This window comes from Streptococcus sp. F2, from assembly GCF_056500955.1.
On sequence record NZ_JBWKAI010000003.1, the window covers coordinates 1 to 24,434 of the forward strand.

General features: G+C 38.1%; 25 protein-coding genes and 4 pseudogenes. 17 read left to right on the forward strand and 12 right to left on the reverse strand.

The features are described from left to right. Positions 1–163: pseudogene (locus tag ACYTR8_RS01585) on the reverse strand (IS30 family transposase); the annotation flags it as partial. 420 nt (positions 164–583) lie between these two features. On the opposite strand from ACYTR8_RS01585, the gene ACYTR8_RS01590 reads away from it, so the two are divergent. The 7 genes from ACYTR8_RS01590 to ACYTR8_RS01620 all read left to right on the forward strand — a co-directional run bounded on the left by ACYTR8_RS01590 (position 584) and on the right by ACYTR8_RS01620 (position 6,945). After that, on the forward strand, positions 584–2,212 hold the full coding sequence (locus ACYTR8_RS01590; RefSeq protein ID WP_111714923.1) for an ABC transporter substrate-binding protein: 1,629 nt from the start codon (positions 584–586) through the stop codon (positions 2,210–2,212). Between the two features lie 112 nt (positions 2,213–2,324). Continuing rightward, entirely contained in the window at positions 2,325–3,302 is a 978-nt protein-coding gene (locus ACYTR8_RS01595) for an ABC transporter permease (protein ID WP_111714920.1), read from the forward strand. Further along, positions 3,299–4,120: an ABC transporter permease gene (locus ACYTR8_RS01600; protein WP_111714918.1), complete on the forward strand. Its 822-nt coding sequence runs from the start codon at positions 3,299–3,301 to the stop codon at positions 4,118–4,120. Before ACYTR8_RS01595 ends, ACYTR8_RS01600 begins: the two co-directional genes overlap by 4 nt. Before the next feature lie 11 nt (positions 4,121–4,131). Then, positions 4,132–4,935: an ATP-binding cassette domain-containing protein gene (locus ACYTR8_RS01605; RefSeq protein WP_479641561.1), complete on the forward strand. Its 804-nt coding sequence runs from the start codon at positions 4,132–4,134 to the stop codon at positions 4,933–4,935. Continuing rightward, positions 4,919–5,545, forward strand: coding sequence for an ABC transporter ATP-binding protein (locus ACYTR8_RS01610; protein ID WP_111714913.1), 627 nt, complete (start codon positions 4,919–4,921; stop codon positions 5,543–5,545). The genes ACYTR8_RS01605 and ACYTR8_RS01610 overlap by 17 nt, the downstream gene beginning before the upstream one ends. Before the next feature lie 398 nt (positions 5,546–5,943). Continuing rightward, positions 5,944–6,384: a GNAT family N-acetyltransferase gene (locus ACYTR8_RS01615; protein ID WP_479641562.1), complete on the forward strand. Its 441-nt coding sequence runs from the start codon at positions 5,944–5,946 to the stop codon at positions 6,382–6,384. A gap of 54 nt (positions 6,385–6,438) precedes the next feature. Then, positions 6,439–6,945 (forward strand): DNA topology modulation protein, encoded by a 507-nt coding sequence (locus ACYTR8_RS01620; protein WP_011529046.1) that lies wholly within the window; start codon positions 6,439–6,441, stop codon positions 6,943–6,945. A gap of 69 nt (positions 6,946–7,014) precedes the next feature. Here ACYTR8_RS01620 and ACYTR8_RS01625 read toward each other — a convergent pair whose 3' ends face one another. Beyond that, the gene (locus ACYTR8_RS01625) at positions 7,015–7,569 is read right to left on the reverse strand and encodes a histidine phosphatase family protein (RefSeq protein ID WP_479641563.1); all 555 of its coding nucleotides are present in this window, start codon (positions 7,567–7,569) and stop codon (positions 7,015–7,017) included. A gap of 684 nt (positions 7,570–8,253) precedes the next feature. Between ACYTR8_RS01625 and ACYTR8_RS01630 the strand changes: the two genes are divergently transcribed. Next, a complete protein-coding gene (locus tag ACYTR8_RS01630) occupies positions 8,254–8,556 on the forward strand; it encodes a bacteriocin immunity protein (protein WP_479641564.1) in 303 nt (100 codons plus the stop codon). A gap of 128 nt (positions 8,557–8,684) precedes the next feature. Here the strand turns inward: ACYTR8_RS01630 and ACYTR8_RS01635 are convergent, their stop codons facing one another. Together ACYTR8_RS01635 and ACYTR8_RS01640 are read right to left on the reverse strand one after the other, a co-directional pair. After that, positions 8,685–9,335: a Maf family protein gene (locus ACYTR8_RS01635; protein ID WP_111714908.1), complete on the reverse strand. Its 651-nt coding sequence runs from the start codon at positions 9,333–9,335 to the stop codon at positions 8,685–8,687. A gap of 9 nt (positions 9,336–9,344) precedes the next feature. Then, positions 9,345–9,941 (reverse strand): YczE/YyaS/YitT family protein, encoded by a 597-nt coding sequence (locus ACYTR8_RS01640; protein ID WP_269760804.1) that lies wholly within the window; start codon positions 9,939–9,941, stop codon positions 9,345–9,347. A 76-nt stretch (positions 9,942–10,017) separates the two neighbouring features. Between ACYTR8_RS01640 and ACYTR8_RS01645 the strand changes: the two genes are divergently transcribed. The 5 genes from ACYTR8_RS01645 to ACYTR8_RS01665 all read left to right on the forward strand — a co-directional run bounded on the left by ACYTR8_RS01645 (position 10,018) and on the right by ACYTR8_RS01665 (position 14,847). Continuing rightward, positions 10,018–10,638: a cyclic nucleotide-binding domain-containing protein gene (locus ACYTR8_RS01645; protein ID WP_111714902.1), complete on the forward strand. Its 621-nt coding sequence runs from the start codon at positions 10,018–10,020 to the stop codon at positions 10,636–10,638. Between the two features lie 273 nt (positions 10,639–10,911). Next, complete coding sequence (locus ACYTR8_RS01650; RefSeq protein WP_479641565.1) at positions 10,912–12,423, forward strand: ATP-binding cassette domain-containing protein; 1,512 nt, start codon at positions 10,912–10,914, stop codon at positions 12,421–12,423. A gap of 115 nt (positions 12,424–12,538) precedes the next feature. After that, complete coding sequence (locus ACYTR8_RS01655) at positions 12,539–13,993, forward strand: FAD/NAD(P)-binding protein (protein ID WP_479641566.1); 1,455 nt, start codon at positions 12,539–12,541, stop codon at positions 13,991–13,993. 106 nt (positions 13,994–14,099) lie between these two features. After that, positions 14,100–14,618: a hypothetical protein gene (locus tag ACYTR8_RS01660; protein WP_014611948.1), complete on the forward strand. Its 519-nt coding sequence runs from the start codon at positions 14,100–14,102 to the stop codon at positions 14,616–14,618. A 1-nt stretch (position 14,619) separates the two neighbouring features. Further along, positions 14,620–14,847 carry a helix-turn-helix domain-containing protein gene (locus tag ACYTR8_RS01665; RefSeq protein ID WP_443597612.1) on the forward strand — a complete coding sequence of 76 codons (228 nt, stop codon included), beginning with the start codon at positions 14,620–14,622 and terminating at the stop codon, positions 14,845–14,847. A 138-nt stretch (positions 14,848–14,985) separates the two neighbouring features. Here ACYTR8_RS01665 and ACYTR8_RS01670 read toward each other — a convergent pair. After that, positions 14,986–15,447: pseudogene (locus ACYTR8_RS01670) on the reverse strand (YbaK/EbsC family protein). Positions 15,448–15,772: 325 nt separating this feature from the next. Here ACYTR8_RS01670 and ACYTR8_RS01675 point away from each other — a divergent pair. After that, positions 15,773–16,771 (forward strand): annotated as a pseudogene (locus ACYTR8_RS01675) (IS3 family transposase). A gap of 261 nt (positions 16,772–17,032) precedes the next feature. Here the strand turns inward: ACYTR8_RS01675 and ACYTR8_RS01680 are convergent. The 5 genes and pseudogenes from ACYTR8_RS01680 to ACYTR8_RS01700 form a co-directional block, all read right to left on the reverse strand. Then, positions 17,033–17,476: a YbbD-related protein gene (locus ACYTR8_RS01680; RefSeq protein ID WP_111714895.1), complete on the reverse strand. Its 444-nt coding sequence runs from the start codon at positions 17,474–17,476 to the stop codon at positions 17,033–17,035. A 278-nt stretch (positions 17,477–17,754) separates the two neighbouring features. After that, on the reverse strand, positions 17,755–20,220 hold the full coding sequence (locus tag ACYTR8_RS01685) for a pneumococcal-type histidine triad protein (RefSeq protein WP_443597602.1): 2,466 nt from the start codon (positions 20,218–20,220) through the stop codon (positions 17,755–17,757). 13 nt (positions 20,221–20,233) lie between these two features. After that, positions 20,234–21,154, reverse strand: coding sequence for a metal ABC transporter substrate-binding protein (locus ACYTR8_RS01690; protein ID WP_111714890.1), 921 nt, complete (start codon positions 21,152–21,154; stop codon positions 20,234–20,236). A 285-nt stretch (positions 21,155–21,439) separates the two neighbouring features. Beyond that, positions 21,440–22,127 (reverse strand): annotated as a pseudogene (locus tag ACYTR8_RS01695) (DNA/RNA non-specific endonuclease); the annotation flags it as partial. Positions 22,128–22,174: 47 nt separating this feature from the next. After that, positions 22,175–22,411 carry a TetR/AcrR family transcriptional regulator gene (locus ACYTR8_RS01700; RefSeq protein ID WP_231871996.1) on the reverse strand — a complete coding sequence of 79 codons (237 nt, stop codon included), beginning with the start codon at positions 22,409–22,411 and terminating at the stop codon, positions 22,175–22,177. 221 nt (positions 22,412–22,632) lie between these two features. Between ACYTR8_RS01700 and ACYTR8_RS01705 the strand changes: the two genes are divergently transcribed. Genes ACYTR8_RS01705 through ACYTR8_RS01715 form a run of 3 tightly spaced genes read left to right on the forward strand, consistent with a single transcriptional unit; the run spans position 22,633 to position 23,497 of the window. Continuing rightward, the gene (locus tag ACYTR8_RS01705) at positions 22,633–22,917 is read left to right on the forward strand and encodes a cation efflux transmembrane domain-containing protein (protein WP_231871995.1); all 285 of its coding nucleotides are present in this window, start codon (positions 22,633–22,635) and stop codon (positions 22,915–22,917) included. A gap of 10 nt (positions 22,918–22,927) precedes the next feature. Then, positions 22,928–23,200, forward strand: coding sequence for a cation efflux transmembrane domain-containing protein (locus tag ACYTR8_RS01710; protein WP_479641567.1), 273 nt, complete (start codon positions 22,928–22,930; stop codon positions 23,198–23,200). A gap of 6 nt (positions 23,201–23,206) precedes the next feature. After that, positions 23,207–23,497 (forward strand): hypothetical protein, encoded by a 291-nt coding sequence (locus ACYTR8_RS01715; protein WP_479640402.1) that lies wholly within the window; start codon positions 23,207–23,209, stop codon positions 23,495–23,497. A gap of 368 nt (positions 23,498–23,865) precedes the next feature. On the opposite strand, the gene ACYTR8_RS01720 is transcribed toward ACYTR8_RS01715, so the two are convergent. Continuing rightward, complete coding sequence (locus tag ACYTR8_RS01720; RefSeq protein ID WP_111714886.1) at positions 23,866–24,186, reverse strand: role in replication; 321 nt, start codon at positions 24,184–24,186, stop codon at positions 23,866–23,868. A gap of 22 nt (positions 24,187–24,208) precedes the next feature. After that, positions 24,209–24,433, reverse strand: coding sequence for a ComC/BlpC family leader-containing pheromone/bacteriocin (locus tag ACYTR8_RS01725; protein WP_015057385.1), 225 nt, complete (start codon positions 24,431–24,433; stop codon positions 24,209–24,211). Position 24,434 lies beyond the last annotated feature (1 nt).

The window sequence follows — 24,434 nt, forward strand, 5'->3', positions numbered from 1 at the left end:
AGTAATCATAGGCAGTGTGACCAGCCTTGAGATAAGCAATGACCTTATAAATTGTTTGTCTTGATCTTTTGAGGGATTGACAAATATTGCTAACAGTTATTCCTTCTTTGTAATAAGCCTCTATCATTACAAGCTCGGTTGTGGTAAGATGAGTATAGGTCATTTATGTTAGTTCCTTTCAGACAAATGTGGTGTTTATCTGAGCCTAACATAGATGGCTTTTTTTCTGTCTAGCTTAATTTTACAAATTAGGATTTACATACTTTAAATGCAATGCAACGTCAAAAAAAGACAGCCATAACTTTTTTCTTATAACATATTAACTTCTTCTCTTAGCACTACTTTATATTATCCTTAAGCTCCTTTATAAACATGTCAGCCAATCATAATATGTTGGAAAGGTTCTTTTTCTTTAATCTAAATAGAAATCGCCACCATTTTTTCGCGGGTTAAAAGTTACATTCCAAAAATAACGAAAATTCTAATTAACTGGTTAAATAATTGCCTTCATATTTGTCTATTGTTATAATGAGGTTATGTTATTAAAATATTATTTATCAATTAGAAATAAGGAGATTTTATAGTGTCAAAATATCTAAAATATTTCTCTGTTGTTACGTTGGCTCTGACTAGTTTTTCTTTAGCTGCATGTCATCAACACAATTCTCAACCAAAAGATCGTAGCCGGAAGCAACGACCAAAAGATGAATTGGTTGTTTCTATGGGGGCTAAGCTCCCTCATGAATTTGATCCAAAGGACCGTTATGGTATCCATAATGAAGGTAATATTACTCATAGTACTTTATTGAAACGTTCTCCTGACCTAGACATAAAAGGAGAACTTGCTAAAAAATATAAAATCTCTAAGGATGGTATAACGTGGTCGTTCGACTTAAATGATGATTTTAAATTCTCCAATGGTGAGTCTGTTACTGCTGATGATGTCAAGTTTACTTATGATATGTTGAAAGCAGATGGAAAAGCTTGGGATTTAACCTTTATCAAGGATGTTGAAGTAGTTGGGAAGAACCAGATAAATATTCATTTGACTGAGGCGCATTCGACATTTACAGCACAGTTGACTGAAATCCCAATCGTTCCTAAAAAACATTACAATGATAGGTATAAGAGTAACCCAATCGGTTCAGGACCTTACATGGTAAAAGAATATAAAGCTGGAGAGCAAGCTATCTTTGTTCGCAATCCGTATTGGCGTGGCAAGAAACCTTATTTTAAAAAGTGGACTTGGGTATTACTTGACGAAAACACAGCGCTAGCGGCTTTAGAATCTGGCGATGTTGATATGATCTACGCAACGCCAGAACTTGCTAGTAAGAAAGTTAAAGGAACTCGTCTTCTAGATATTTCTTCAAATGATGTTCGTGGGTTATCACTACCCTATGTGAAGAAAGGTGTTGTGAAAAATTCACCAGACGGTTATCCAGTAGGAAATGATGTCACTAGTGATCCAGCAATCAGAAAAGCCTTGACTATTGGTTTAAATAGACAAAAAGTTCTGGATACTGTTTTAAATGGTTATGGTAAGCCAGCTTATTCAATTATTGATAGAACACCATTTTGGAATCCAAAAACAGCAATTAAAGATAATAAAATAGCTAAAGCTAAGCAACTTCTGACAAAAGCTGGATGGAAAGAACAAGCAGACGGTAGCCGTAAAAAAGGAAATCTCAAAGCGGAATTTGACCTTTACTACCCTACTAACGACCAATTACGAGCAAACTTAGCCGTTGAAGTCGCGGAACAAGCTAAAGCCTTAGGTATTAATATTAAACTCAAGGCTAGTAACTGGGATGAAATGGCAACTAAGTCACACGATTCAGCCCTACTTTATGCAGGAGGACGTCATCATGCACAACAATTTTATGAATCACATCATCCAAGTTTAGCTGGTAAAGGTTGGACCAATATTACTTTTTATAACAACCCTACTGTGACTAAGTACCTTGACAAAGCAATGACATCTTCTGACCTTGACAAAGCTAACAAATATTGGAAGTTAGCTCAGTGGGATGGCAAAACAGGTGCTTCCACTCTTGGAGATTTACCAAATGTATGGTTGGTGAGCCTTAACCATACTTATATTGGTGATAAACGTATCAATGTAGGTAAACAAGGTGTCCATAGTCATGGTCATGATTGGTCATTACTAACTAATATTGCTGAATGGACTTGGGATGAATCTGCTAAGTAACGAGTTTAGTTAACATAGGCAACTTTAAGTTTGGAGTCAGAGAAAACAATATACACTTTATGGTGTGAATGGTTTCCTCGACTCCTTTTTTAACAATTAAGGAGATTTATCTGTGAAACATATTACTACTGTAGTTATCTGGAAGATACTTAGGTGTTTGACACTCGTTTTTGGAGTATCTATTTTGACCTTTATTTTACTAAAACAATCACCAGTCGATCCAGTCATGGCAAGTGTCAATTATGATACGTCACTAACCCCTGTTCAGTACAAAGCAATTGCTCACTACTATGGCTTGGATAAGCCAGCTCCAGTCCAGTATTTTATTTGGTTAAAAAATGTTATACAGGGACATTTAGGAACCTCGCTCGTTTATCGGCAACCTGTTATTGATATTATTAAATCGCGGGCAGGGGCTTCTTTCATACTTATGGGACTCTCTTGGGTCTTATCGGGACTTATCGGATTTATCTTAGGAACTTTATCAGCTTTTCATCAAGGGAAATTACTTGACCGAGTTGTAAGGTGGTTTTCTTACCTTCAAATATCAGTACCAACTTTTTGGATTGGACTCATTTTTTTACTGATTTTTTCTGTCCAGTTGGGTTGGTTCCCTATTGGTATTTCTTCTCCGATAGGTACTTTGAGTCAAGATATTACGTTAGCTGATCGTATTAAGCACCTTATGTTACCTGTTTTCACACTAAGCATTTTAGGCATTGCTAATGTAACTCTTCACACTAGAACTAAGATGTTGTCTGTGCTCTCTAGTGAATATGTCTTATTTGCCAGAGCGCGTGGGGAAACAGAATGGCAAATTTTTAAAAATCATTGTCTTAGAAATGCTATCGTACCAGCCATTACACTACATTTTTCATATTTTGGAGAATTGTTTGGAGGATCTGTTCTTGCTGAGCAAGTTTTCTCATATCCTGGCTTGGGGTCAACCCTCACTGAAGCAGGGCTCAAAAGCGATACACCGCTACTTCTAGCTATCGTGATGATAGGAACATTGTTCGTTTTTGCGGGCAATCTTATTGCGGATATTTTAAATAGCATAATCAATCCACAGTTAAGGAGAAAAGTATGATATTGAAACGTCGAACTATTATTTTATGCCAACTAGGTATCGCCATTTCTCTCATTCTTAGTATTCTAGCCTTAAACCTTTATTTCTATAGGACACCTTTGGAAACCAATGCAGCTTTACGCAACCTCGCTCCTTCCTTAAACCATCTTTTTGGGACAGATGGTTTAGGTAGGGATATGTTTGTCAGAACGATTAAAGGCCTTTACTTCTCTTTACAAGTCGGCTTATTAGGTGCCCTTATGGGAGTCTTTCTTGCGACCGTTTTTGGAGTGCTTGCAGGTCTAGGAAATAGCCTTATTGATAAAATAATAGCCTGGTTGGTTGATTTGTTTATTGGTATGCCTCATTTGATTTTTATGATTCTCATTTCTTTTGTTGTTGGGAAAGGGGCTCAAGGGGTTATCATTGCAACAGCTGTTACCCATTGGCCCTCTCTAGCAAGGCTTATCCGCAATGAAGTCTATGATCTAAAGAATAAATCCTTTGTCCAGCTCTCTAAAAGCATGGGAAAAACGCCTTATTATATTGTGAGGCATCATATCCTGCCTTTGATTGCTTCTCAAATTTTCATTGGGTTTATCCTCTTATTTCCGCACGTCATACTGCATGAAGCATCCATGACTTTCTTAGGATTTGGACTCTCTGCCGAGCAACCTTCGGTTGGTATCATTTTGTCAGAGGCAGCTAAGCATATCTCTCTTGGCAATTGGTGGTTGGTGATTTTTCCAGGCCTTTATCTTATTTTGGTTGTCAATGCATTTGATACTATCGGAGAATCTTTAAAGAAACTCTTTTACCCTCAAACGGATCATTTTTAGGAGGTAGAGATATGACAGAAACATTATTAAGCATTAAAGACCTCTCCATCACCTTCACTCAATACGGAAGATTTTTAAAACCATTTCAATCCACACCGCTCCAAGCGCTGAATTTAGAAGTTAAAAAAGGTGAGTTATTAGCTATTATAGGTGCTAGTGGTTCAGGCAAGAGTTTATTAGCACATGCTATTATGGATATTCTTCCTAAAAATGCAGCTGTAACAGGAGATATGATTTATCGTGGTCAATCACTAACTTCTAAACGCATCAAACAGTTGCGAGGAAAAGAAATGACGTTGATTCCACAATCCGTTAATTATTTAGATCCATCTATGAAAGTCAAGCATCAAGTGCGCTTGGGTATCTCAGAAAATGCTAAGGCTACTCAAGAAGGATTGTTTCAACAGTTTGGTTTAAAAGAAAGTGATGGTGACTTGTATCCTTTCCAACTTTCTGGCGGGATGCTCCGACGTGTTTTGTTTACAACGTGTATTAGTGATACGGTTTCTTTGATTATTGCAGATGAGCCCACCCCTGGATTACATCCAGATGCTCTGCAAATGGTTTTAGATCAACTACGCTCTTTTGCAGATAAAGGAATAAGCGTCATATTTATCACTCATGATATTGTAGCAGCTAGTCAAATTGCGGATCGTATAACTATTTTTAAAGAGGGAAAAGCTATTGAAACAGCCCCAGCTAGCTTTTTTAGCGGAGGTGGGGAGCAATTACAAACAGAATTTGCGAGACGTTTATGGCGCACACTCCCTCAGCAAGACTTTTTGAAAGGAGTTACTCATGACCTTAGAGGCTAAAAAGCTTGGCTTTTATCATAAAAAAGATCAATGGCTTTTTAAGGAGATTGATTTAGAGGTAGCATCTGGTCAAATCTTAGGGATATTTGGACAAAGTGGTTGTGGAAAAACGAGTTTATCCAGAGTGCTTGCCGGTTTTTTGCAGCCTAAATCTGGTGAAGTATTAGTTGATGGCAGTCATTTGCCTAACAAAGCATTTAGACCTGTACAACTTATCCAACAACATCCTGAACAAACCATGAATCCTTTATGGCCTATGAAAAAAAGTTTGGAAGAAGCCTACTATCCAAGTCAAGATTTGCGAGATGCTTTTGGCATTCAAGAAAAATGGCTAAATCGTCGTCCTGGTGAACTATCAGGAGGGGAATTACAACGCTTTTCGATTGTGCGTTCATTACATCCAGAGACTAAATACCTTATTGCAGATGAAATGACTACTATGTTGGATAGTATCACTCAAGCCACTGTATGGAAAAGTCTAATACAAATTGTAAAAGATCGGCAGATAGGTCTCATTGTTATTAGTCATGACTTTGCTATGTTAGAAAAACTTTGTGATCAATGTTATATGATTGAAGAAAATCGTATAATAAGTTTCAAACGGCACTAAATGACGGCAGAGACTTCCTTTGGAATACCATACCTTATGGGTCTCAAAATTTCCGAGTGCCGTCAAAGTCAGTATTAACACCACTTTTACCACGGCAAAAACATCTGGTTTGGCTCGTTCCACTCGCAGAAATAGGAAATCGGATGTCACATCCGCAGAACTGTTCATGCTTGTTGAGTCGAAAACGGGGTTTGTCTCTGTTTTGAGGTATTAATAACATCAGTTGTTATATTAGATCCGCACTTTGTTCCATCCTGTAAGGGGAGCATAAAAACGAAAAAAAGCCTTTCCTATAAGCCTTTCTTGTCTACAGAGTATTTTTCCTATCCGTTATCCCCACAGTAATTTTTTATGGTATGATATCAATTGAAGCACTTAAGATTAAGGTGGAGACTGTTATGAAAATAATTGAGTACAACGGAAATTACAGAGATGACTTCATTTTTATGGTCTTGGAAGCAAAAAATGCCTTAGGGAGAATTCCCAGTATTAACCCGGATCTTTTGACAATTGAAACAAGTTATTTGGAAAAAGGGGATTGTTTTTGGCTAGCGGTCAATGAAGAAAGTCGTGTTATTGGCTCAATCGCTTATTCTTCTATTCCCAAAACAAATGAGGTCTTCTTGCACCGTCTCTTCATCAAACCAAGCTTAAAACATCAAGGCATTGGCAGTCAACTTCTGACGTTTGCAGAAGATTATCTAAGGAAAATCGGCAAGAGTCATGTTCGTATCCACTTAGGTCAACCTAAAGAACAATGGTTTGAGTCTTATCGGTTTTATCCTAAACATGGTTATCAATTTTATGATGACACGCATCTCATCAAGAAACTAATCTAAACACATTTCATACCCTTTATAGTCATTTCATACGTCATTTTTAGGAGGTATCCATTGAAAATTGCCATCATTGGACATAGTGGCTCTGGAAAGTCAACCTTAGCACGATTTTTAGGCCAACATTACCATTGTGAGGTATTCCATTTAGACCAACTACACTTCTCGTCGAACTGGCAAGAACGGTCAGATCATGACATGATAGCTGATTTATCAACATGCCTGCTCAAACAAGATTGGATTATTGAGGGGAATTATGCCAATTGTCTCTATGAAGAGCGCATGAGTGAAGCTGATTACATTATCTATGTTAATTTCAGTCGGTTTCATTGTGTCTATCGAGCATTTAAGCGTTATTTAAACTATAGGGGAAAAACGCGTCCTGATATGGCTGACAACTGTCAGGAAAAATTTGACGTTGCGTTTGTGAAATGGATTCTATTAGATGGGCGTTCAAGAAACCAGTTAAAAAAATACCAATCCGTTGTCCAAAAATACTCTCATAAAACCATTGTCTTAACAAATCAAAAGCAGCTAAGTCACTATATGAATACGATCAACTAATTAGAGTGCAAAACTAAATAGCCACGGGTAACCCGGGCTATTTTTTATAACGATTTCCCTGTTCCTAAACTAATACCTAATCTCCTTAAGTGCTTCCCCTTCAAATTCAAAACTCACCACCCATGGAAAGACATGCTTAATAGCATTAAAGGCTTCATACCTAAATTCTGGTTTATAATAATTAATGATGGTTGACAATGCCGTCCCATGTGTACCAATGACTACCGTTTGATTTTTGGATTCAGATAAAATATGATTGAGCGCTTTAATATTTCTTTCTTGGACTTCTTTTAAACTTTCACCATTTGGTAGTTTAAAGTTGAAATCCTCCCACTGTTTTTGAGCTATTTCATTGAAATCTTTGACCCATTCATCAGAAAGTTTACGTTCTCGCAAATCTGTCAGTGTCGTAATACTTTTGCTTCTACTATTTGCCAAGGGAAGAATTGTGTCAATGGAACGTTTATAAGGACTACTGTAGCATTTATCAATTGGAATTGACGCAAATGCTTCAATTAATGCTTGACTGGCTACTATGCCCTTCTCAGTTAGCTCACGAGTGACATCATCATGATTGTCATAGTTTGGCTCAGTATGGCGAATAAAATAAAGTAGTGTTGTCATCTCATTTCTCTTCTTGATAGTATAGGTTCCTAATTTACTGTTATATCTCAAAAGACTTATACAAGGTCACATTTAAAAAGTAAAGGAAACAGCAAGTGCGGATAATAATACTACCAGCACCAATAAAACAGTATTTTCAATATGAGGACTAACGTTCGTTAGAAAAACATTTTTTCTTCCAGCAAATCCCCACTTATAATCACGGGGAACAAACAATTCCAATAGGAAACACAGAATAAGCGGAAGACTACTTATTAACATCCCAAAGTGAGCTGCAGAAAGATATGCACTTAATATAAGCAACACTAACTGACATAATTTAACCAATCTTAGTAACGATATACTCTTTATTTGTTTCATAAGATAATCCCCCCTTAAGTTTTGAAAACGTAATCGTACACTATCATTATATAGCAATCTTTTTCGGGAAACAATATGAGATAACCAGGATTTTTTTATCATGTTAAACACCTCTCCAAAGCCAGTTAACAACAATGCGGTTGGACATACTAGCCGTAAAATGAGTGACCCCAGTCACCAAAACACCTCACTTTTGGTCCTTAAAAGCACCTACACCTACTGCTATGATATAATAGCATTAAACGGTCTAGCCAATCATGAACAGTTGAACGATTGATAGACGATGACACCACTATAAAGACTTTGGAGAGGAGCTTTACCATATTGAAAAACAAAGACGTCACTGAATGGGTAAAACAGATTGACACTATCTTAACGACTGATGATATACGATATAATAATGCCCTAGTAAAAATCTTTTTAAAAGCTAGAGCATCAATGGAAGAAGGGGAGCGAGATGCACTCGCGAGGTTAAGCAATGATATTTCTTGGTATCTTGTGCTGAACAAGTACGAGGCACCCCAACCTGTTATTGATTTTGCACAGCAAATAGCCAAGGAACCCCATAAAGAAAGAGGAAAACTAGCCTTTTTACAGTCGCTAGCCCTCTCTCTCATCCACAGATAACATTTTTTCTTTAAGATGGGATCGGACGCTTTATCAGTCAGCTAACTGAAACTTTATCCCTCATTACCAAGTCGTATGCTACCAAGACAAACGCTAAGGCCCTAGGGTCTTAGCGTTTTTAGCTGTTACTATTTGATCGTTTCTCCTATTTTCCCAAAAAGTCTCTGTGATAATTCTGCAACCGGAAGACCAAGGATGGTATTCATATCACCTGTTATGCCTTTAATAAATCGAGGGTCAATGTCTCTGATACTATAGGCACCTGCCTTATCAAAGGGCTGATATCGAGACACATATGTGGTTATGGCTTCATCTAAAGCATCATAATAATCCACAAAATCTATTTTAGCCAATGTATAAAACACTTCCTGATAGTCTTTTGCTTTTAAGCAGACACCTGTCACCGCATAATGACTCTTTCCAAAATAGGACCGTAGGGTAGCCACTGCTTCTGCTGTTGTTTGTGGTTTATGACATACACGGTCTTCCGAAACAATAATGGTATCTGCTGACAGGTAAAGGGCCCCTTTTGCGATGGTTGTTTGTGATTTGGCTTTTGCTAATTCGCAGCAAGATTTTGCAGCTCTCATTAAAAATGGCTCGTCGTTAAAGACCTTCATATAGTGGTCTTGAATGGCCCTTTCATCAACATAAACAGACATGATCTCTGGGTTTAAAAAGGTTAATAAGTCTTTTCTTCGAGGTGATGTTGATAACAAAATATACTTATCAACCTTTGGTAACATTCCTTGCTTTTCATATGTTACTACTGTTTCCATAATGTCTCCTTATTCTTTTGCTTTTCCTATCACATAAGATAATAACACTAAACTGATAATCGTGCCTTCTCTCACAAATAGGGGTAATTGAGCGGTCAATGAAATCAACAGCGACAAAGTGACACAAATCATGTCAATGCCATACCTAAAATAAGAAAATGGCTTTTGCAGCCTGTATTCCAATAGCTGACAACATTTTTCTATTGGAAAAGTTAACACTCCATAATAGAGTATTTTCCCTGTGCCGTATCCTGCTAGACAAATCCCTACGAGAAAAAGGCAGAGTTTTACCCCATAAGATGTTACCTTCAAATAGGGAAACATCCCATAGACAAAAAGATTGATTGCATAACTCAAGCAGCAGATAGATAAGATCATCAGGCTGTACTCTTTTTTACTCTTTTTATCATCCAACAAATAACTCACAACAAGAAAAAAACCATTTAAACAACCTGTCACTGTTCCTACTTCTAGATGACTCCATTCTGACAAGGCAACATTTAAGGCATTAAAACTACTAACTCCAATAGCTGCTTTTATGGTCAAGCTAATACCAAATGCTATCAACAGGTAACATCCTAGTGATAAGAAAACTTTTTTTACCATCTCATCCTCCTTTTCTGTTATTTTAGACAAATTCTCGTATAATAACTATGAGATATCTCATAGTTAGGAGGGAAATATGACTGAATCCATCTATAGCCTCGTCTCAAAAGAGGTTATTGCCAAAAGCCGTGTTCAGATTTTCCAGCATAACACTGCTATTATTAAGGCGAATCAAACACTCACTCATCTTTATTACATTCTTGATGGGCGCGCGAAAATTTATCACTCTACCGAACATGGTAAGGACATTTTTATTCATTTCCTAAGTGCGAATGATTGGATTGGTGAACTCACTTTTTTAGGAATCGAGGAGGAAACAAAACAGGTTATTTCTATTGGTGAGACCTGTGTTCTGGCTATTCCCAAAAACCTTGTGGAAAACCATCTCTTTTCAGATAAGCAGTTTTTAATCGAACTGAACCGTTTTATTGGAAAAAAATTATTGGATAGGACGCATCATTTTGTGAAGAATCAAAGCTATGATTTGAAATATCGTCTGGCGACTTTTATGATTGACATGTCACACAAGGCTGTCTACTCCGAGAAACACGTTAATGTGGTTGATTATCTTGGAACGAGTTACCGTCACCTCCTACAAGTCCTTAAGGATTTTCAGGACGAAAACTATATTGAAAAAATTGGTCAATCCACCTATCGTCTCAATAAGGCTAAATTACAAGATTATTATATCCACTAAAGTGGCGAGTTCCTAGACGCCTTGTTTGTCATCGTTTGACACCCTTTTTAACAAGTGCTAGAATGAAGGTAGTCATTACACGGAGGTTAAGGAGCCATGGACAACTAAGAACACATCTATTGATAACCTTATCAAGTTTAGTGTTTTTAGTGTGCTTCTTTTTTAAAACAAACAGGATTCATTATCCTTTTTTAGCGACGTCTAATAAAGAAACTCTCTATCTCTCTACTTGTTAAGGTAGGGAGATTTTTTGTTAGAGAAAGCGAGGCAATTATGCTGAAAACCACAATGATAACCTTAACCCACCACAAAGATTTAAAGAACTTGGTCAAAGATGTAACGTTTAAGGTTCAGCCGGGGGATAAAATGGCCATTATCGGCTATGAAGGCACAGGGAAGTCTACCTTACTCCAGGCATTCCTTGATCCTGAACTGATTAACGACTATGCCACTCTGTCTGGTCAGGTTCAGTTAGAGTTTGACCGAGTAGCTTATCTGCCACAGATCATTCCACAACACGAATTAGATATGACGGTTGCCGACTTCATTTATACTGATCTTGATAATAATACCGTTGATTTTAACGTTTTTTACCAGCTAGCCCAGCAGTTTCATTTGGCAATTGAGCCTATGCTCAAAGAAAATTTACACCTCAAGGACCTCTCTGGCGGTCAACAGCTCAAACTCTACCTGTTAACTCTTTTAGCCAATCAACCTGACTGCCTCTTTTTAGATGAACCTCCCAACAATCTCGATTTGGACTCGCTAAATTGGTTAGCTCAGTTTATCGCAAAAACGCAACAGACGGTTATTTTCATCTCCCACGATGAACATTTTCTCAGTCAAACCGCAACTGCTATCCTTCATCTAGAATTGCTTAAAAAACGGCAAGAACCACGCGCTACTTATTTCAAAGGCAGTTATGACAGTTATAAAACCTGGCGACAGGAAACCTTTGAACGGCAAACCCAGTTAGCCCTCAAGGAACGTTCAGAGCATGCTGCTAAATTAGCAAAAAGTCATCGTATTCATCAAAGCGTTGAGCATCAACTCCGACATACTAAAAACGATGTGGCAGGTCGCTTGTTAGCCAAAAAACTTAAAAATGTCTTATCACAGGAAAAACGGTATGAAAAAGAAAGACAAGGATTTCACGATATTCCTGAAAACCCAGACCGTATTAACCTTTTCTTTTCCGATATTCACCCACTCGCCTCAAACAAAGTGATTTTAAAGTGGGAAGAGCAACTTGTTCCCTTTACTTACCAAAGTATTGACCTAACGATTTGGGGACAAGACAAACTAGTCATCACAGGAGCAAATGGCATTGGAAAAAGTAATCTTCTAAGCATCATCCTAAACGACTTATCTCGTCAGTATCCTGTTGGCTTTATGCCTCAAACCTATGCTGAGGATCTCAATCTCGACCAAACAGCACTAACGTTTTTATCTGATCACGCTAGTTCATCTTCTTCGACGGAAATCAGAACACTCTTAGCTAGTTTACAATTCACGCGGCAGGAAATTGGGCATCCTATTGGAAACTTATCTGGTGGGCAACAGGGCAAGCTTTTCCTTGCCAAAATGGTATTAGCCAAGTATCCCATCCTCATATTAGACGAACCGACAAGGCACTTTTCACCAACAAGTCAACCTTTGATTCGACAGCTACTAAGAGAATACCCCGGTGCCATTATCAGTGTATCGCATGACCAGTGTTTTATTGATGAGGTCTGTCAAAAGGTGTTTGAGCTTGAAAATGATGGATTAAGGCGCATTCGTTAACGGTCTTTGTCACTTCTAATAGAGAGGGTAACAGAGACAACTTTTAGTAAAAATCAGGCTTTATCCGCTGGCAATTCTATTTTTGTGCTATGATAAGAGTAAGGAGGATGATTTGGTGAAAAAAACAATTGGGATTGTAGGCATGGGAGTGAGTGGTTTGGCTGTTTTGCTGGCCCTTTCTCATCAGTCAGAAGACGTTTTAGCGAGTATGGAGATTCTCTGTTTTGATGATTCTCACCACTTTGGGAAAGGGATTCCTTTTCAAGAAGATGTGGACTTGGCCTTGATAAATTCTCCTATTGACGATATTTCGTTTGATTATCGCAACATGAGCGATTTCATGGTATGGTTAAGAGAAAATGGCTATAGTACTAACCAATCTTATGTCGCAAGAGCTCTTTACGGAAAGTATTTATCTGAGAGAGCAAAATCCCTGTTAAACCAACTTCCTGTTAAGGTTGTAACATCTAGAGTTGAGGACATCCATTATTTCCCTCAGCAGCAACAGTGGCAAGTAGAGCTGGAAGAAGGGGCAACTCCTAACAATTTGCCAGTCTTTTTTGATGAGATTCATCTTGCTTGTGGGGCCTTACCGGTGTTAGACCCTTATGAACTAGAAGGGGTTCCTGGCTACCATGCTGATCCCTACCCTCTGAAACAATTTGCCAGAGATGAGTTTGATGGGCAGATGGTTGCTGTCATCGGGACAGGGCTGGCTGCCATTGATGTGATTAAATGGCTTGTCAGTGATACAAAAGCTTCTATTCAAGCTTTTTCTCGGTCAAACGTTTTTCCAACAGTGCGTATTTTAGAGGGGCCTGTCATTGATTGGCAGTTTTTCACAGACGAAACGCTCAACCAACTGCTCACCCAAGCTGAGCATTCCTTTACTTTGACTACCTTTGACAACTTGTTGTCAAGCGAGTTACAAGCACTGGGTTTTAAGAGTTGGAAAGAGGCAACTAAACAGGTTTTAGCTCCAGGTCAAGAGGGCATTGCTTTAGCCGTTGAACATCCTAAAGAGCTTTATCTTTTACAGCAACTAGCCTCAAGAATAACGGTCTGGTTGACTGATTTGTGGCCCTACATGTCCTTAGATGATCGCAAAGCTTATCAAGAGACTTATGGAAAAGCCATTGTCAACTTGCGCAATCCCATGCCAGATGATTCTGCTAAAGTACTGTTAGAGGCTTTCAAGCAAAATAGACTAACGACGATTGATGATGTTTCAAATATCACATCGACTGATCAGGGATTTACGATCATTACTAAGACAGATAAGTTTTTTGTCAATCGCATCATCAATGCAACTGGCTATCACTTGACACCCGCTAATCTCTCATCAGCAACACCTCTTCTCCAATCACTCATCAATCAGCGCCTTTGTCAACTAGATGCTCAGGGCGGACTTACCATTTTACCAGAAACAGCGCAAGTTCTATCGCCAAAATATGGCGTCATGCCCAATTTATATGCTCACGGTGCCTTGGTAAACGGCGTCATCTATCAGAACAATTCCACCATAAAAATCCAACGCATGGCAGAGCGTGCCTTTAAAGGTAGGGGATAGAAAATAAACAGATATATTGTCTAAAAACTTCTTTACAAATAAAAATTATTGTTTTATAATAATTTTGGAAAATAAATTATCGTAAAACAATAATAGAGGTGTCCTTATGGAAAAAACTGTCTTTCGTTTTTTAGCTATCTGTGCTACTTTTTTACAGTATTTATTTCTTATCTGTACATTTTTTGTATTCATAGGCATTTTCTTTACGATTGCTTTCAAAGATAGTATTACGGAACTTAAGATAGGAATTGATTTAAATCAGCCTCTAGTCCTAGGTTTTACCATATACACCCTTGTTGTAGCCATCCTTATTTTATTATGCCATAGCTTTTCAGCAAAGTATTTTCGATATATTATGACCAACCTTAGCCAGAATACTTATTTTACGACCAGTAATAGTCAAAATAGTTTAAAAATTTGCCTTTTTAACATCTTTATCGTTCTACTACAACTCAGCATTAATCTTATTCAAACTTATTTTAACCTGAACGATATGAGTAGCCTTTTCGACTTCTCACATGGAAGTTACTTGACTAATATTATTATTGCCATTTGTGCCTTCTCTGGTTATTTGATTTTTAAAAATGGCAAACTGTCAAAAGATGATTCAGAAAGTATTATTTAATATGGATAATATCCACGTAACCTTAGATAGCCTTTTAAAAGCTAAAGGAATAACTTCAAAAGAATTAGCTGAGAAAATAGGCATTACAGAAGCTAATTTATCTATTTTGAGAACAGGAAAAGCTAAAGGAATTCGATTTGGAACGCTCTCAAAAATTTGCAAAGTACTAGACTGCCAACCTGGTGATCTTTTAGAATACACTCCACCTACTGATGAGAAGCCACTATAAAAACTGTTAAAGAGTCTTCTAAATTTAAGAAAGTTTTTAACCATCCAATCTATGCACCATTCTCGTAAAAACGACTAAAAAGCCCATATCACTAACGTTCCATTTTAGTGATATAGGCTTTTCTTTTTTCTTAATCTACTACAAATTGATCACATGCACGTCATATCCTAATGACTCTATAAACCTTACCAAATCCGGGGTATTTGGATGGAAACTCATGCGTTTTTCTGGCATGATGTCGTGGTCAATATAGACCAAGATATCCTTATCTCTATTATTTAACAGTCCAAATGGTGAAACCACGCCTGGTGGAAGAAGCATTTTATCATAGAGGCTATCTGCTGATGCCATCCGAATTCTATTTGCCCCTGCTAACTCCTTGAAGCGGTCCATATCCAGTTGTTTTTGATCAACCATAATCAGTAAATAATACTATGTTTTCTTTTTATTGGTCAAAAACATGGTCTTCGTGCGAACACCGTCAATACCTTCGATAAAGCTGTCTGCTTGTTCTGTGGTCAAGGCAGGTTCATGCTCAACAACCTCAAACGCAATCCCTAAGTCTGTCAGTTTGTCAACAACTGGTGTGTAAAGATCCATCTGTAGCCTCGCTTCTAAGTGTACTTAGCTGCTGTTTTCCCGCTATTCCATTACCATTTTGAGTTTATTCTACCATAAATCTCCCTCTCTCACCAAAACCGTTCGATAATAATCAACTACTTTAATGGGAAACACTTGATTTTAATACTATATAGTAATATAATGGAGTCAACTTAAGGAATCGAGGTAAAATGCTATAGTTTATGTATCTGAATAGGTTACACTAAACTAGACAGTCTTATAAAGTGTTCTACACTAAAGAAAATAGGAGAAAAGATATGACTAAAAAATACGTCGCCATTTCACCTAAGACTTTAAGCAAGAAATCGTTGACCTCCACCAGGCTGGTATGAAACGAAGTGAGCTTATTAAAAAATACGAGTTGACCCCATCAACCTTCGATAAGGGGGCTCATCAGGCAAAAACAACTGGATCATTTAAGTCAATTGATAATCTAAGTGATAACCAACGAGAGTTGATTAAGCTCAGAAAACGAAACAGAGAGCTTGAAATGCGTTAGACATCTTAAAGCAAGCGGCGGTGATTATGGCACGAAAAGAGAAGTAATCACTGCTAACAAAGACAAATATAGCATTTCAGCCATGTGTCGTTGGTTTAAGATTCCTTGTTCTAGCTATTACTACAAGGCTGTTAAACCAGTCTCTGAAGCGGAACTTGAAAAAAATATCAAAGCTATTTTTCTCGAAAGTAAGGCCAGATACGGGGCTAGGAAAATCAAGAAATGTTTGGAAAATGAAGGCATCCAGCTATCTCATCGTCGGATTCGTCGCATCATGCACAGATTCAACTTAGTATCCGTTTATCAGAAAGCAGCCTTCAAGCCATATTCAAAAGGGAAGAATGAGGCAGCTATTCCTAATCACTTAGCCAGACAATTTCATCAAGAAAAGCCTCTAAAAGCTTTAGTGACAGACTTAACCTACGTTCGTGTCGGTAATGGCTGGGCTTATGTTTGCTTGATTATTAATCTCTTCAATCGTGAAATCATCGGTCTGTCAGTTGGTTGGTACAATACCGCAGAATTGGTCAAACAAGCGATTCAGAGCATCCCTTACGCTCTGATCAAGGTCAAGCTATTCCATTCAGATCGTGGGAAGGCGTTTGATCATACTTTGATTGATGACATGTTGAAAGCCTTCAGAATCCCCGCTCTCTTAGTCAAGCAGGTTGTCCATACGACAATGCCGTCTCTGAAAGTACCTATCGTGCTTTCAAAATGGAATTTGTCCACTGGTGGAATCACCACCGCATTCACAGCTACCTCAACTACCAGACACCCATGACTAAACGTTTAGTCATTTAGAAAAAAGCACTTTATAAAATCTGTACAGAAAAGTATTGCCTTTTCAGTACGAAAACTCCCCTTATAGTTTCTAGTGAATTTTTGTTTTTTCACTGTCTACTATAAGGGGAGCCTATCCTTTTTATCCCAGATTCTTTTTACTAGTTTCCAAATAGCTAATTTCTAGCACTAAAAATTTTTGTTACATCTGTCAAAGCTAGTTAAATATTTAGATAAGTAAAAACAAAATCATTTCATTTAATGAAAACTAACTTTAATCATCTATTTAATACGTCTAAAAAAGTACACCCGGTGATTCTTTACGACAAATATATAGTCCTCATTTTGATAATAATCAGAAGGTTTTTTTGATATAGCTACACTTACTTTCCTATATTCTGAAGTTAGTGCCTTTGTTTCCGTCTGAAATCTAGTCGAAGATGTTTTACTCAGAGTACTTAACAGTTTTTTTATTTCTCTAGGCTTACTGTCAAACCGACCATTGACAACATTTGTATCAATGTTATATACAACCTGTATATGACTAGCATTTTGAGGTATTTCTTTAGGAATCCATCCATTTGTAATCAACTGTTGAGCTTCTTTCTTTGTCTCAAAGTTCTTTTCCTTAAAATCACTCATATCTTGTAACATTGAACAACCCACGAGTAATGAAATAAACCCAAGACTTAAAAAGATTAGTAACAATTTTTGTTTTCCTGTCATTATTTATTCACTCCTTTACGATTGATCTAGTCTAAGAAGAACTAAAAATCCTCATTTTATTATAAATATATATTTCTATTATAACTTAACAAGAAAATAATTGCTTGATTTTACTGTTACTCTTAACTAGTTACAATATTAAAATTATATTACTCTATCAATACTGAAGTGACAAACTACGCACATATTAAAAAGTTAATCTGTAGTCTTTTTATAGACAAGAATATACATAGCTAACGAACTTTACATCATCTTTATTTGATACTAACCAACAAAGCCTATTTAATTTTTTCAAGGGTTTTAATATCGTACAAGACGATAGCTCCTGTCTGGTCATAGAATTGAACACCTTCTGGTAAGAAAATTAAGTATTTAGGGTCAATATTTGCCTTTTTAGCTAATTGATTGACATGGTCTTCTAAAGTTGCCTTATCCAAACCATAATCTGGCAGACTGTCAATGAAAGATTTTGGCTCGTCTATTTCTTCCATCTTATCTATGCTTGATTCCGGGGTATTAGCTGGCGCAGTAGGTACTGGTGTTGTTGGTGAATTATCTCCTTTTTCCACATCTGAAGCTGACACAGCTTTTTTCCGAGCCAATAATTCTTGAGCTTTTAACCATTCAGTCTCTGTTAAATCTTCTTTATAAAAGGTTCTAAGGGATTTTCCCTTTGCCCTTGGAATACTAAACGAACCATTTTTCCAGACAACAGTTCCCTTAGCTAAAACATCTTGTGGATCAAAAATATAACCATCTGGTGTTGCAAAGCGGCCTTCTGCAATCGCTTTTTGAACTTCCTCAGCAGAGTGAATAATTTGCCAATTTTCCATACCAGCACGTTTGTCAGCAGGAGTGACATTAGCAATTACTGTTCCAACTTCTTCGTGTCCTGGATTAGACCAAATATTAGGACGTGCTTCAGGATGCTGCATCACATATTTAATAGTTGCAATTTGGTCACTATTTAACCATGAATAAGGAACCACGTGAATGTGGTCGATATGAGGAATAACAAATGAACTACCTGTATCATAGCTAGCATTTCCAGCATGCATTGGTAAGCTTGATACTTCTACAGCAAGTTTTGGTTCAATAGCTGTCTTAACAATATCATAGCGATAATGGTCTTTGTCTTTCAACATTAGCTCTTGTTCAGCAAAAGCAATTTGAGTTAAGTCTAGATGGTCACGATCATAAAAATAATCCTTGCCGTCTTTTATCATCATATAGCCAATTTTGCCACCGTTAGTCACCTTACGGCTAACTTTCTTGGCATCAAAGAGCATTGTTTCTTTACCTTCTGATTGACTTAGGGATGCTGCAATCGTATCTGCTTGGCCCTTAGCTTTTAACCAATCAGCAACTTGGTCCAATTCACTTTGCTCAAGTTCTCCAAATCCCATGTAGTGGAAATGATTACCGTGTTTAGCTGTCACTCCTGATTTGTCAACGGAATCAATGGATTCCTTGCTAAAGACATAAGCATCGCTCGTATCATAAGGTTTGCCATCTAACCCTTTGCCGTAAGCTTTAATACGATGACCAAGGAAGTTATGAAAAACTTCTTTATCAGAATGAGACTGTTCTGCTGGTTTGGGTTTGTTAGTAGTATTGTCTTGGGTTTCTCCTGCAAGGTAACGGTCAGCCAAGGTGATTTCAAGAGCTGATAATTGGCTTCTTGGAATAATATGATAGTGGTCACCATGAGGAATCACATAACCAAATTCATTGGCCTTTGTCACCTGAGTTGGTTCAAAAATAAGTCCGTCTTCTTCAACATGACGATATTTTTTGTCCAAACCATGCAATTGGTTTAACAGTTCTGTAAAGGATTTCCCATGAAAGGCTGCACTTGGGTTCCCTGCAACTGGTGAAGTCCCATTTGGGATAGGAGTTGCTGGGTAATCACCACCAGTTGTTGGCAGAGATCCAGGATTTGGTGTGATCCCCGGATTTGGCATCGGAGCAGGGCGATAACCAGTTGGCTTAGCAGCTACGCCTTGTTTTTGGCTCCAATAGGCTTGGGCCGCTGCCAATTCACTTGGAGATAAATCTTTTTTAGGAATGTAGTGGAAATGACTTCCATGCGGCACTAAATAAGCATCTCCCATATCATCAATGACATCTGTCGGACTAAAGATATAACCATCATCAGTAGTATAACGGCCCTCTTTTCTGGCTTCATTTACTGCTTCAGCCTCTGACTTGCTGAGGTGGGTAATTTGGGCTAACCCTTTTTCCTTAGCTTCCTTAGTCCCTTTGGCAACTTGCTCTGCTATTTGCTGCTTAGTCCGAATGTTCTTACGTTTGCTTCCTGGTTTGAGGTAAACGTAATACTTACCATCCACTTTAATCACATAACCATCTAAAATCTCATTCACAACATCAGATTGGTTGAAATGGTAATTAGGATCTGTCATCAACAATTCTTCGCTGATAATGGCATTGTAAGGAACTTTACCATTGTAGTAATGGTAGTGATCACCATGTGACGTTACATAACCTTGATCGGTAATTTTAACCACAATTTGCTCTGCCGAAATGCCTTCTTCCTGACTAATTTGGTCAGGGGTTTTATCTGCTTTAGGTGCCTTAGCCTTGGTTTTTCCACCATCAATATAGGCAATTGCATTGTCTTTGGTAGCCGAGTCAGCTTGATGTTTACCAAGTTGGTAACTCCCAATATGACTAGCTAGTAAAATAGCGGCTACTGAACTGATGTAAATATATTTCTTTTTCACTTGTCATCTCCCTTTACTTTAATTGTTGATAAAGAACTTCCATGTTGGCTTGAAGGTTATCCAAATAGGACTTATCTCCGCTTGGAGCTGCTTCTAGTGGACTTAAGGTTTTGACCTTAGCTCCAGTTGACTTCGCAATGGCATGGGCAATCTTTGGACTAACATTGTCTTCTGCGAAAATGGTCTTAACCTTATATTCTTTGACAAAATCTTGGATTTCACTTAATTGACGAGGAGAGGGTTCTTGCTCTGGTGAAATTCCCGAAATCCCTAACTGCTTCAAACCAAACCGCTTTGCCAAATAAGAAAAAGCCGTATGCTGGGTGACAAACGTTTTTGAGGTGACCTTTTTAAATTTTTTACCATAGACATCTGCCAACCGCTCCGCTTTCTGATTGAAAGCTTTAGCATTTTTAGTGTAATAGGCTTTATGTTTAGGGTCTAAGCGGCTCAATTCTTTAGCGATATTGAGGGCTTCTTCGCCAACCAGGATAGGGTCCGTCCAAGTATGGGGGTCATAAAGAGTTGCTGGGTCAATACCATCTGTGACTTCCATATCTTCTAGCCCTGTTACTCTTTCCAAAGTCAATGGTTTTGATGCTTCGAACACATCAACCGTAGATTTCTTTAAGTTGGAATCCAAGTCGCGCGCCCAAGATTCTAGAGTATGCGAATGGTAAACAAATAAATCCGCATCATAGATGGCTGCCACATCATTAACTGACGGCTCAAAGGAATGAATACCTGCGCCTGATTGGATCATTCTAACATCATTTAAATCACCCGACACTTCTTTGGTCATGGCATAAATTGGATAAAAACTAGTAACAACAGTCATTCCCTTGTCCTGTTGCTTGGGTTTGGCTGCCTTTCCGCAACCAGTAACCACTAATAAACTCGTGACCAGAGCCATGAGTGAGACATATTTTTTCATAAAACTCCTTTAAAAAGAAAAAATTAACCAGTTGTTAACTAGTTAATGATATCACTCGTTAAAATAGTTGTCAATATGTTTGATAATTTAACTTTTGAATTCCCCCCACTGATATGGTTAACGACGTTAGGGAAGTTGCAGCGTTCCCCCTCTTTAAAAAAAGCTACAGATCCCTCTGGTGATACAGCCTACCTCTATTTTCTTTATTTTTTATAAGTAAACGAATTTCTCATTTGCTACAAAAAGTCAAACCTGGTGAGCAGAGGTTTGACTTTTTAGAGTTTATTATTGAGCGACAGTACCGTCGTTATAGTTAATGGTCCAACCATTAGCAGTGTTGTAAACCAACACTTTTCATCAATTGATTTATCAGAAGATTGCATAGATACCACAACAGCTCGTGGAACTAATTCATCGCCCTGATAGACTGGAGCTGCTTCATCGTAGAGATAACTATCTCGGTTTGCCTCTAGCCATTCTTGAGCTTTTTGTTCAGTATAACGCATAAAACCTTTTTGATCACGTCCGCCGACATTTTGAGTTCGACTACCTGTAATGGCATTGACCATAAGAGCATCACCACCGAGACTGTCAGCAATCAAAGGACTTCTGTTCCAAAAATCACCTTCGTATGCTAAACCATTTAACCATTCAATCCTGTATTTCACATGGTTAGGATTTCCTGTCCAGCCTAAAGGGTTTTGATTTTTACCAAACGATTGTCTAACGCCGTAGCTCGCTGCTACATTTTCGTAGGTAACATTCCTCTGGCAGCGCGAGTTCTTCCTAGCTCATCAAGTCCACTATATAAAATATCTCCTGTTTTAGGAAAGGGTGCTGGATTAAGTTGACTTGCTCCTAACACTTTATAATAGTTTGGACTGTCATTGAACGTCTATGCCAGTGCTTCTTGTAGGTACTGGCTTGAACCATCGTTCAGAACGACCTCATTAGAGACATGTGTTTCTCGTGCGGCTACTAGTTGTAGATAGACATCATGTTCTAACTCTGCACCTAGCTTTAGGAGAAATAAGGCTCTTTTGCTATTAGAAGACTAGCAACGCTGCCTTTATTGTCCCTAAAATGTCCTAAAATATGTTTGACATAATCTTCAAGACCTATTTTTCGTTGCTGGTGAAAGAGATGATGAAAGAGTTCTTGGCATAATTGTTCTAGGAACGCTTCTTTGCTTGCATAATGGGCATAAAAAGTTGACCGTCCCACATTCGCCACGTCAATAACATCTTGAACGGTCATGCGGGCATAGCTCTTGGCATTCAAAAGGTTTAAAAAGGCAGTGTAGATGACTTACCTTGTTTTTTTGTACACGTCGATCAGAAATCATTCGGGGACATTTTGTAGAATTTATTAACTAAAGAACAAAGAACAGTTTTAGTGGTTTAATTCTAGTAACCTTTCCGTTTAACATAGATAATAAAGATGAGGTCACACCTAAGTATAACAAAAAGGAGGTCACTATGACAGCTTCTAGAAATATCCAGCTCGTTTTCTGGCTTAATCTTGGCTTTGCTATGATTGAAATAATCTTTGCTTACCTCTTTTTCTCGGGGTCGGTTTGGGCTGATGCCATTCACAATTTTGGAGATGCTTTAGCTATTGGTTTATCTGCCTGGCTTGATTGCTATGCCCATCGGCCAAAAGACAACCAATTTACCATTGGGAATCATAGCTTCCGATTATTGAGTGCCTTACTCACGGGTCTTGTCTTAATAGGAGGGGTCGGTTGGTGTCGTCCTCATTAATTTTCCAAAATTGTGGCATCCTCCTACTGTTGATAGCCAAGGGACACTTGTTTTAGGAATCTTTGCTATTGTGATTAATCTTGCCGTCAGTTTCATTGTCAATTCAGGTCAGGCAGCTACCGAAATCCTGCTTAGCTTGCATTTTTTAGAAGATATCCTTGGCTGGCTAGGTGTTATTCTGGTCTCGCTCGTCCTAAGGGTTCGTGAGTGGTATATTTTATACCCTCGTTTATCTCTTCTAGTTGCAATCTTTATCTTGTCCAAGGCCCTTCCTAAAATGTAGGAAACTATGACTATCTTACTTGGAGCCCTTCCTCAAAGCATTTCCTATGAAGCCTTGCAAGGTGCATTAGCTGCACTTTGTTTCCTAAAACATATTCACCAGCTAAACATCTGGTCACTTGATGGGCTAGACAACAGGGCTACTATTCATATTTGTCTCACGAATGCCCATTGCTCTGATGACAAAACTTGCCGGCAAAGCATTCATCAGATTTTAAAAAAACATCATATCCAGGAAGTCACCATTGAGATTAATCAGTCTTGCCAGGATCATGACAGTCATGGTATCTCTTACTAAAACTATTCTGAAGGGTGAAAGCTATTTCTTTGATTATGCCATGCTATTAAGGTTAGAAGCTATGAGACAAACTCCTAACCCAAGTCAAGGGCTAACTGTCCCCTTTGCTAAATCCTAAAAAAGAAAATGGGACATTCTCCTATAATTCTCAGCTAATACGAAAAATCAAGTAGGGTTTAGTCACCTCTCACTCTCTCGCAGATAAACCAGAACATCTCATTATTAGTAACCATTGATGTCTACTAACAAGCCTATCAAGGCAACATAAAAAGGACCTAGCTCTGCCTAGTACAGAACTAAGTCCTCTTCTAAAAAGAATGACTAACTTTTTTGTGGTAGATGAACAATTACTGGCCAATTCCCAATGGTTAGTTATCCTCTATCTTTTTGTATTGTTTATGGAAGGTTTTGGCTGAGACAATACGATGATTTGTAATGTCTAAAAAATCACCTGGATAACCGAGCACATACATTCCGTAGCCTGCAAAACCACCACCTACTGTTCCTGTTGCACCAATCTTTAAGTTGGTTGTTGTGGAAGGATTTAGACCCGCCATGAGAACCCTGATATGATTATCTAGCCAAACAATATAATTTTTCTGAAACCCTTCCTTAACCCAATCGGGTTGTGGGGTTTGGCGCCCAATTTCCCAAACCTTAGCTGGTTTTCCTTTATAATATATTGTCATTGTTATCTCTCCTTAGTTTTATTTAACAAATGTTACAGGCGTTAGGTGTTCCACCTGTTCCGTAAGGACTACAGGTGCAAGCGCGAAAGTTTTTAGTTCGACCACCATTTAATTCTTCTAAAGTAGGAGATTTTGATAGGCCACCAAAAAGACCTAGGAAGACATCTCCCCAACCAGTTCCTCCCTCAATGTGTGCAAGGGTAGCGTTAGGTATCATTTTAAATTGTTGCATGATTTTTGTATCCATA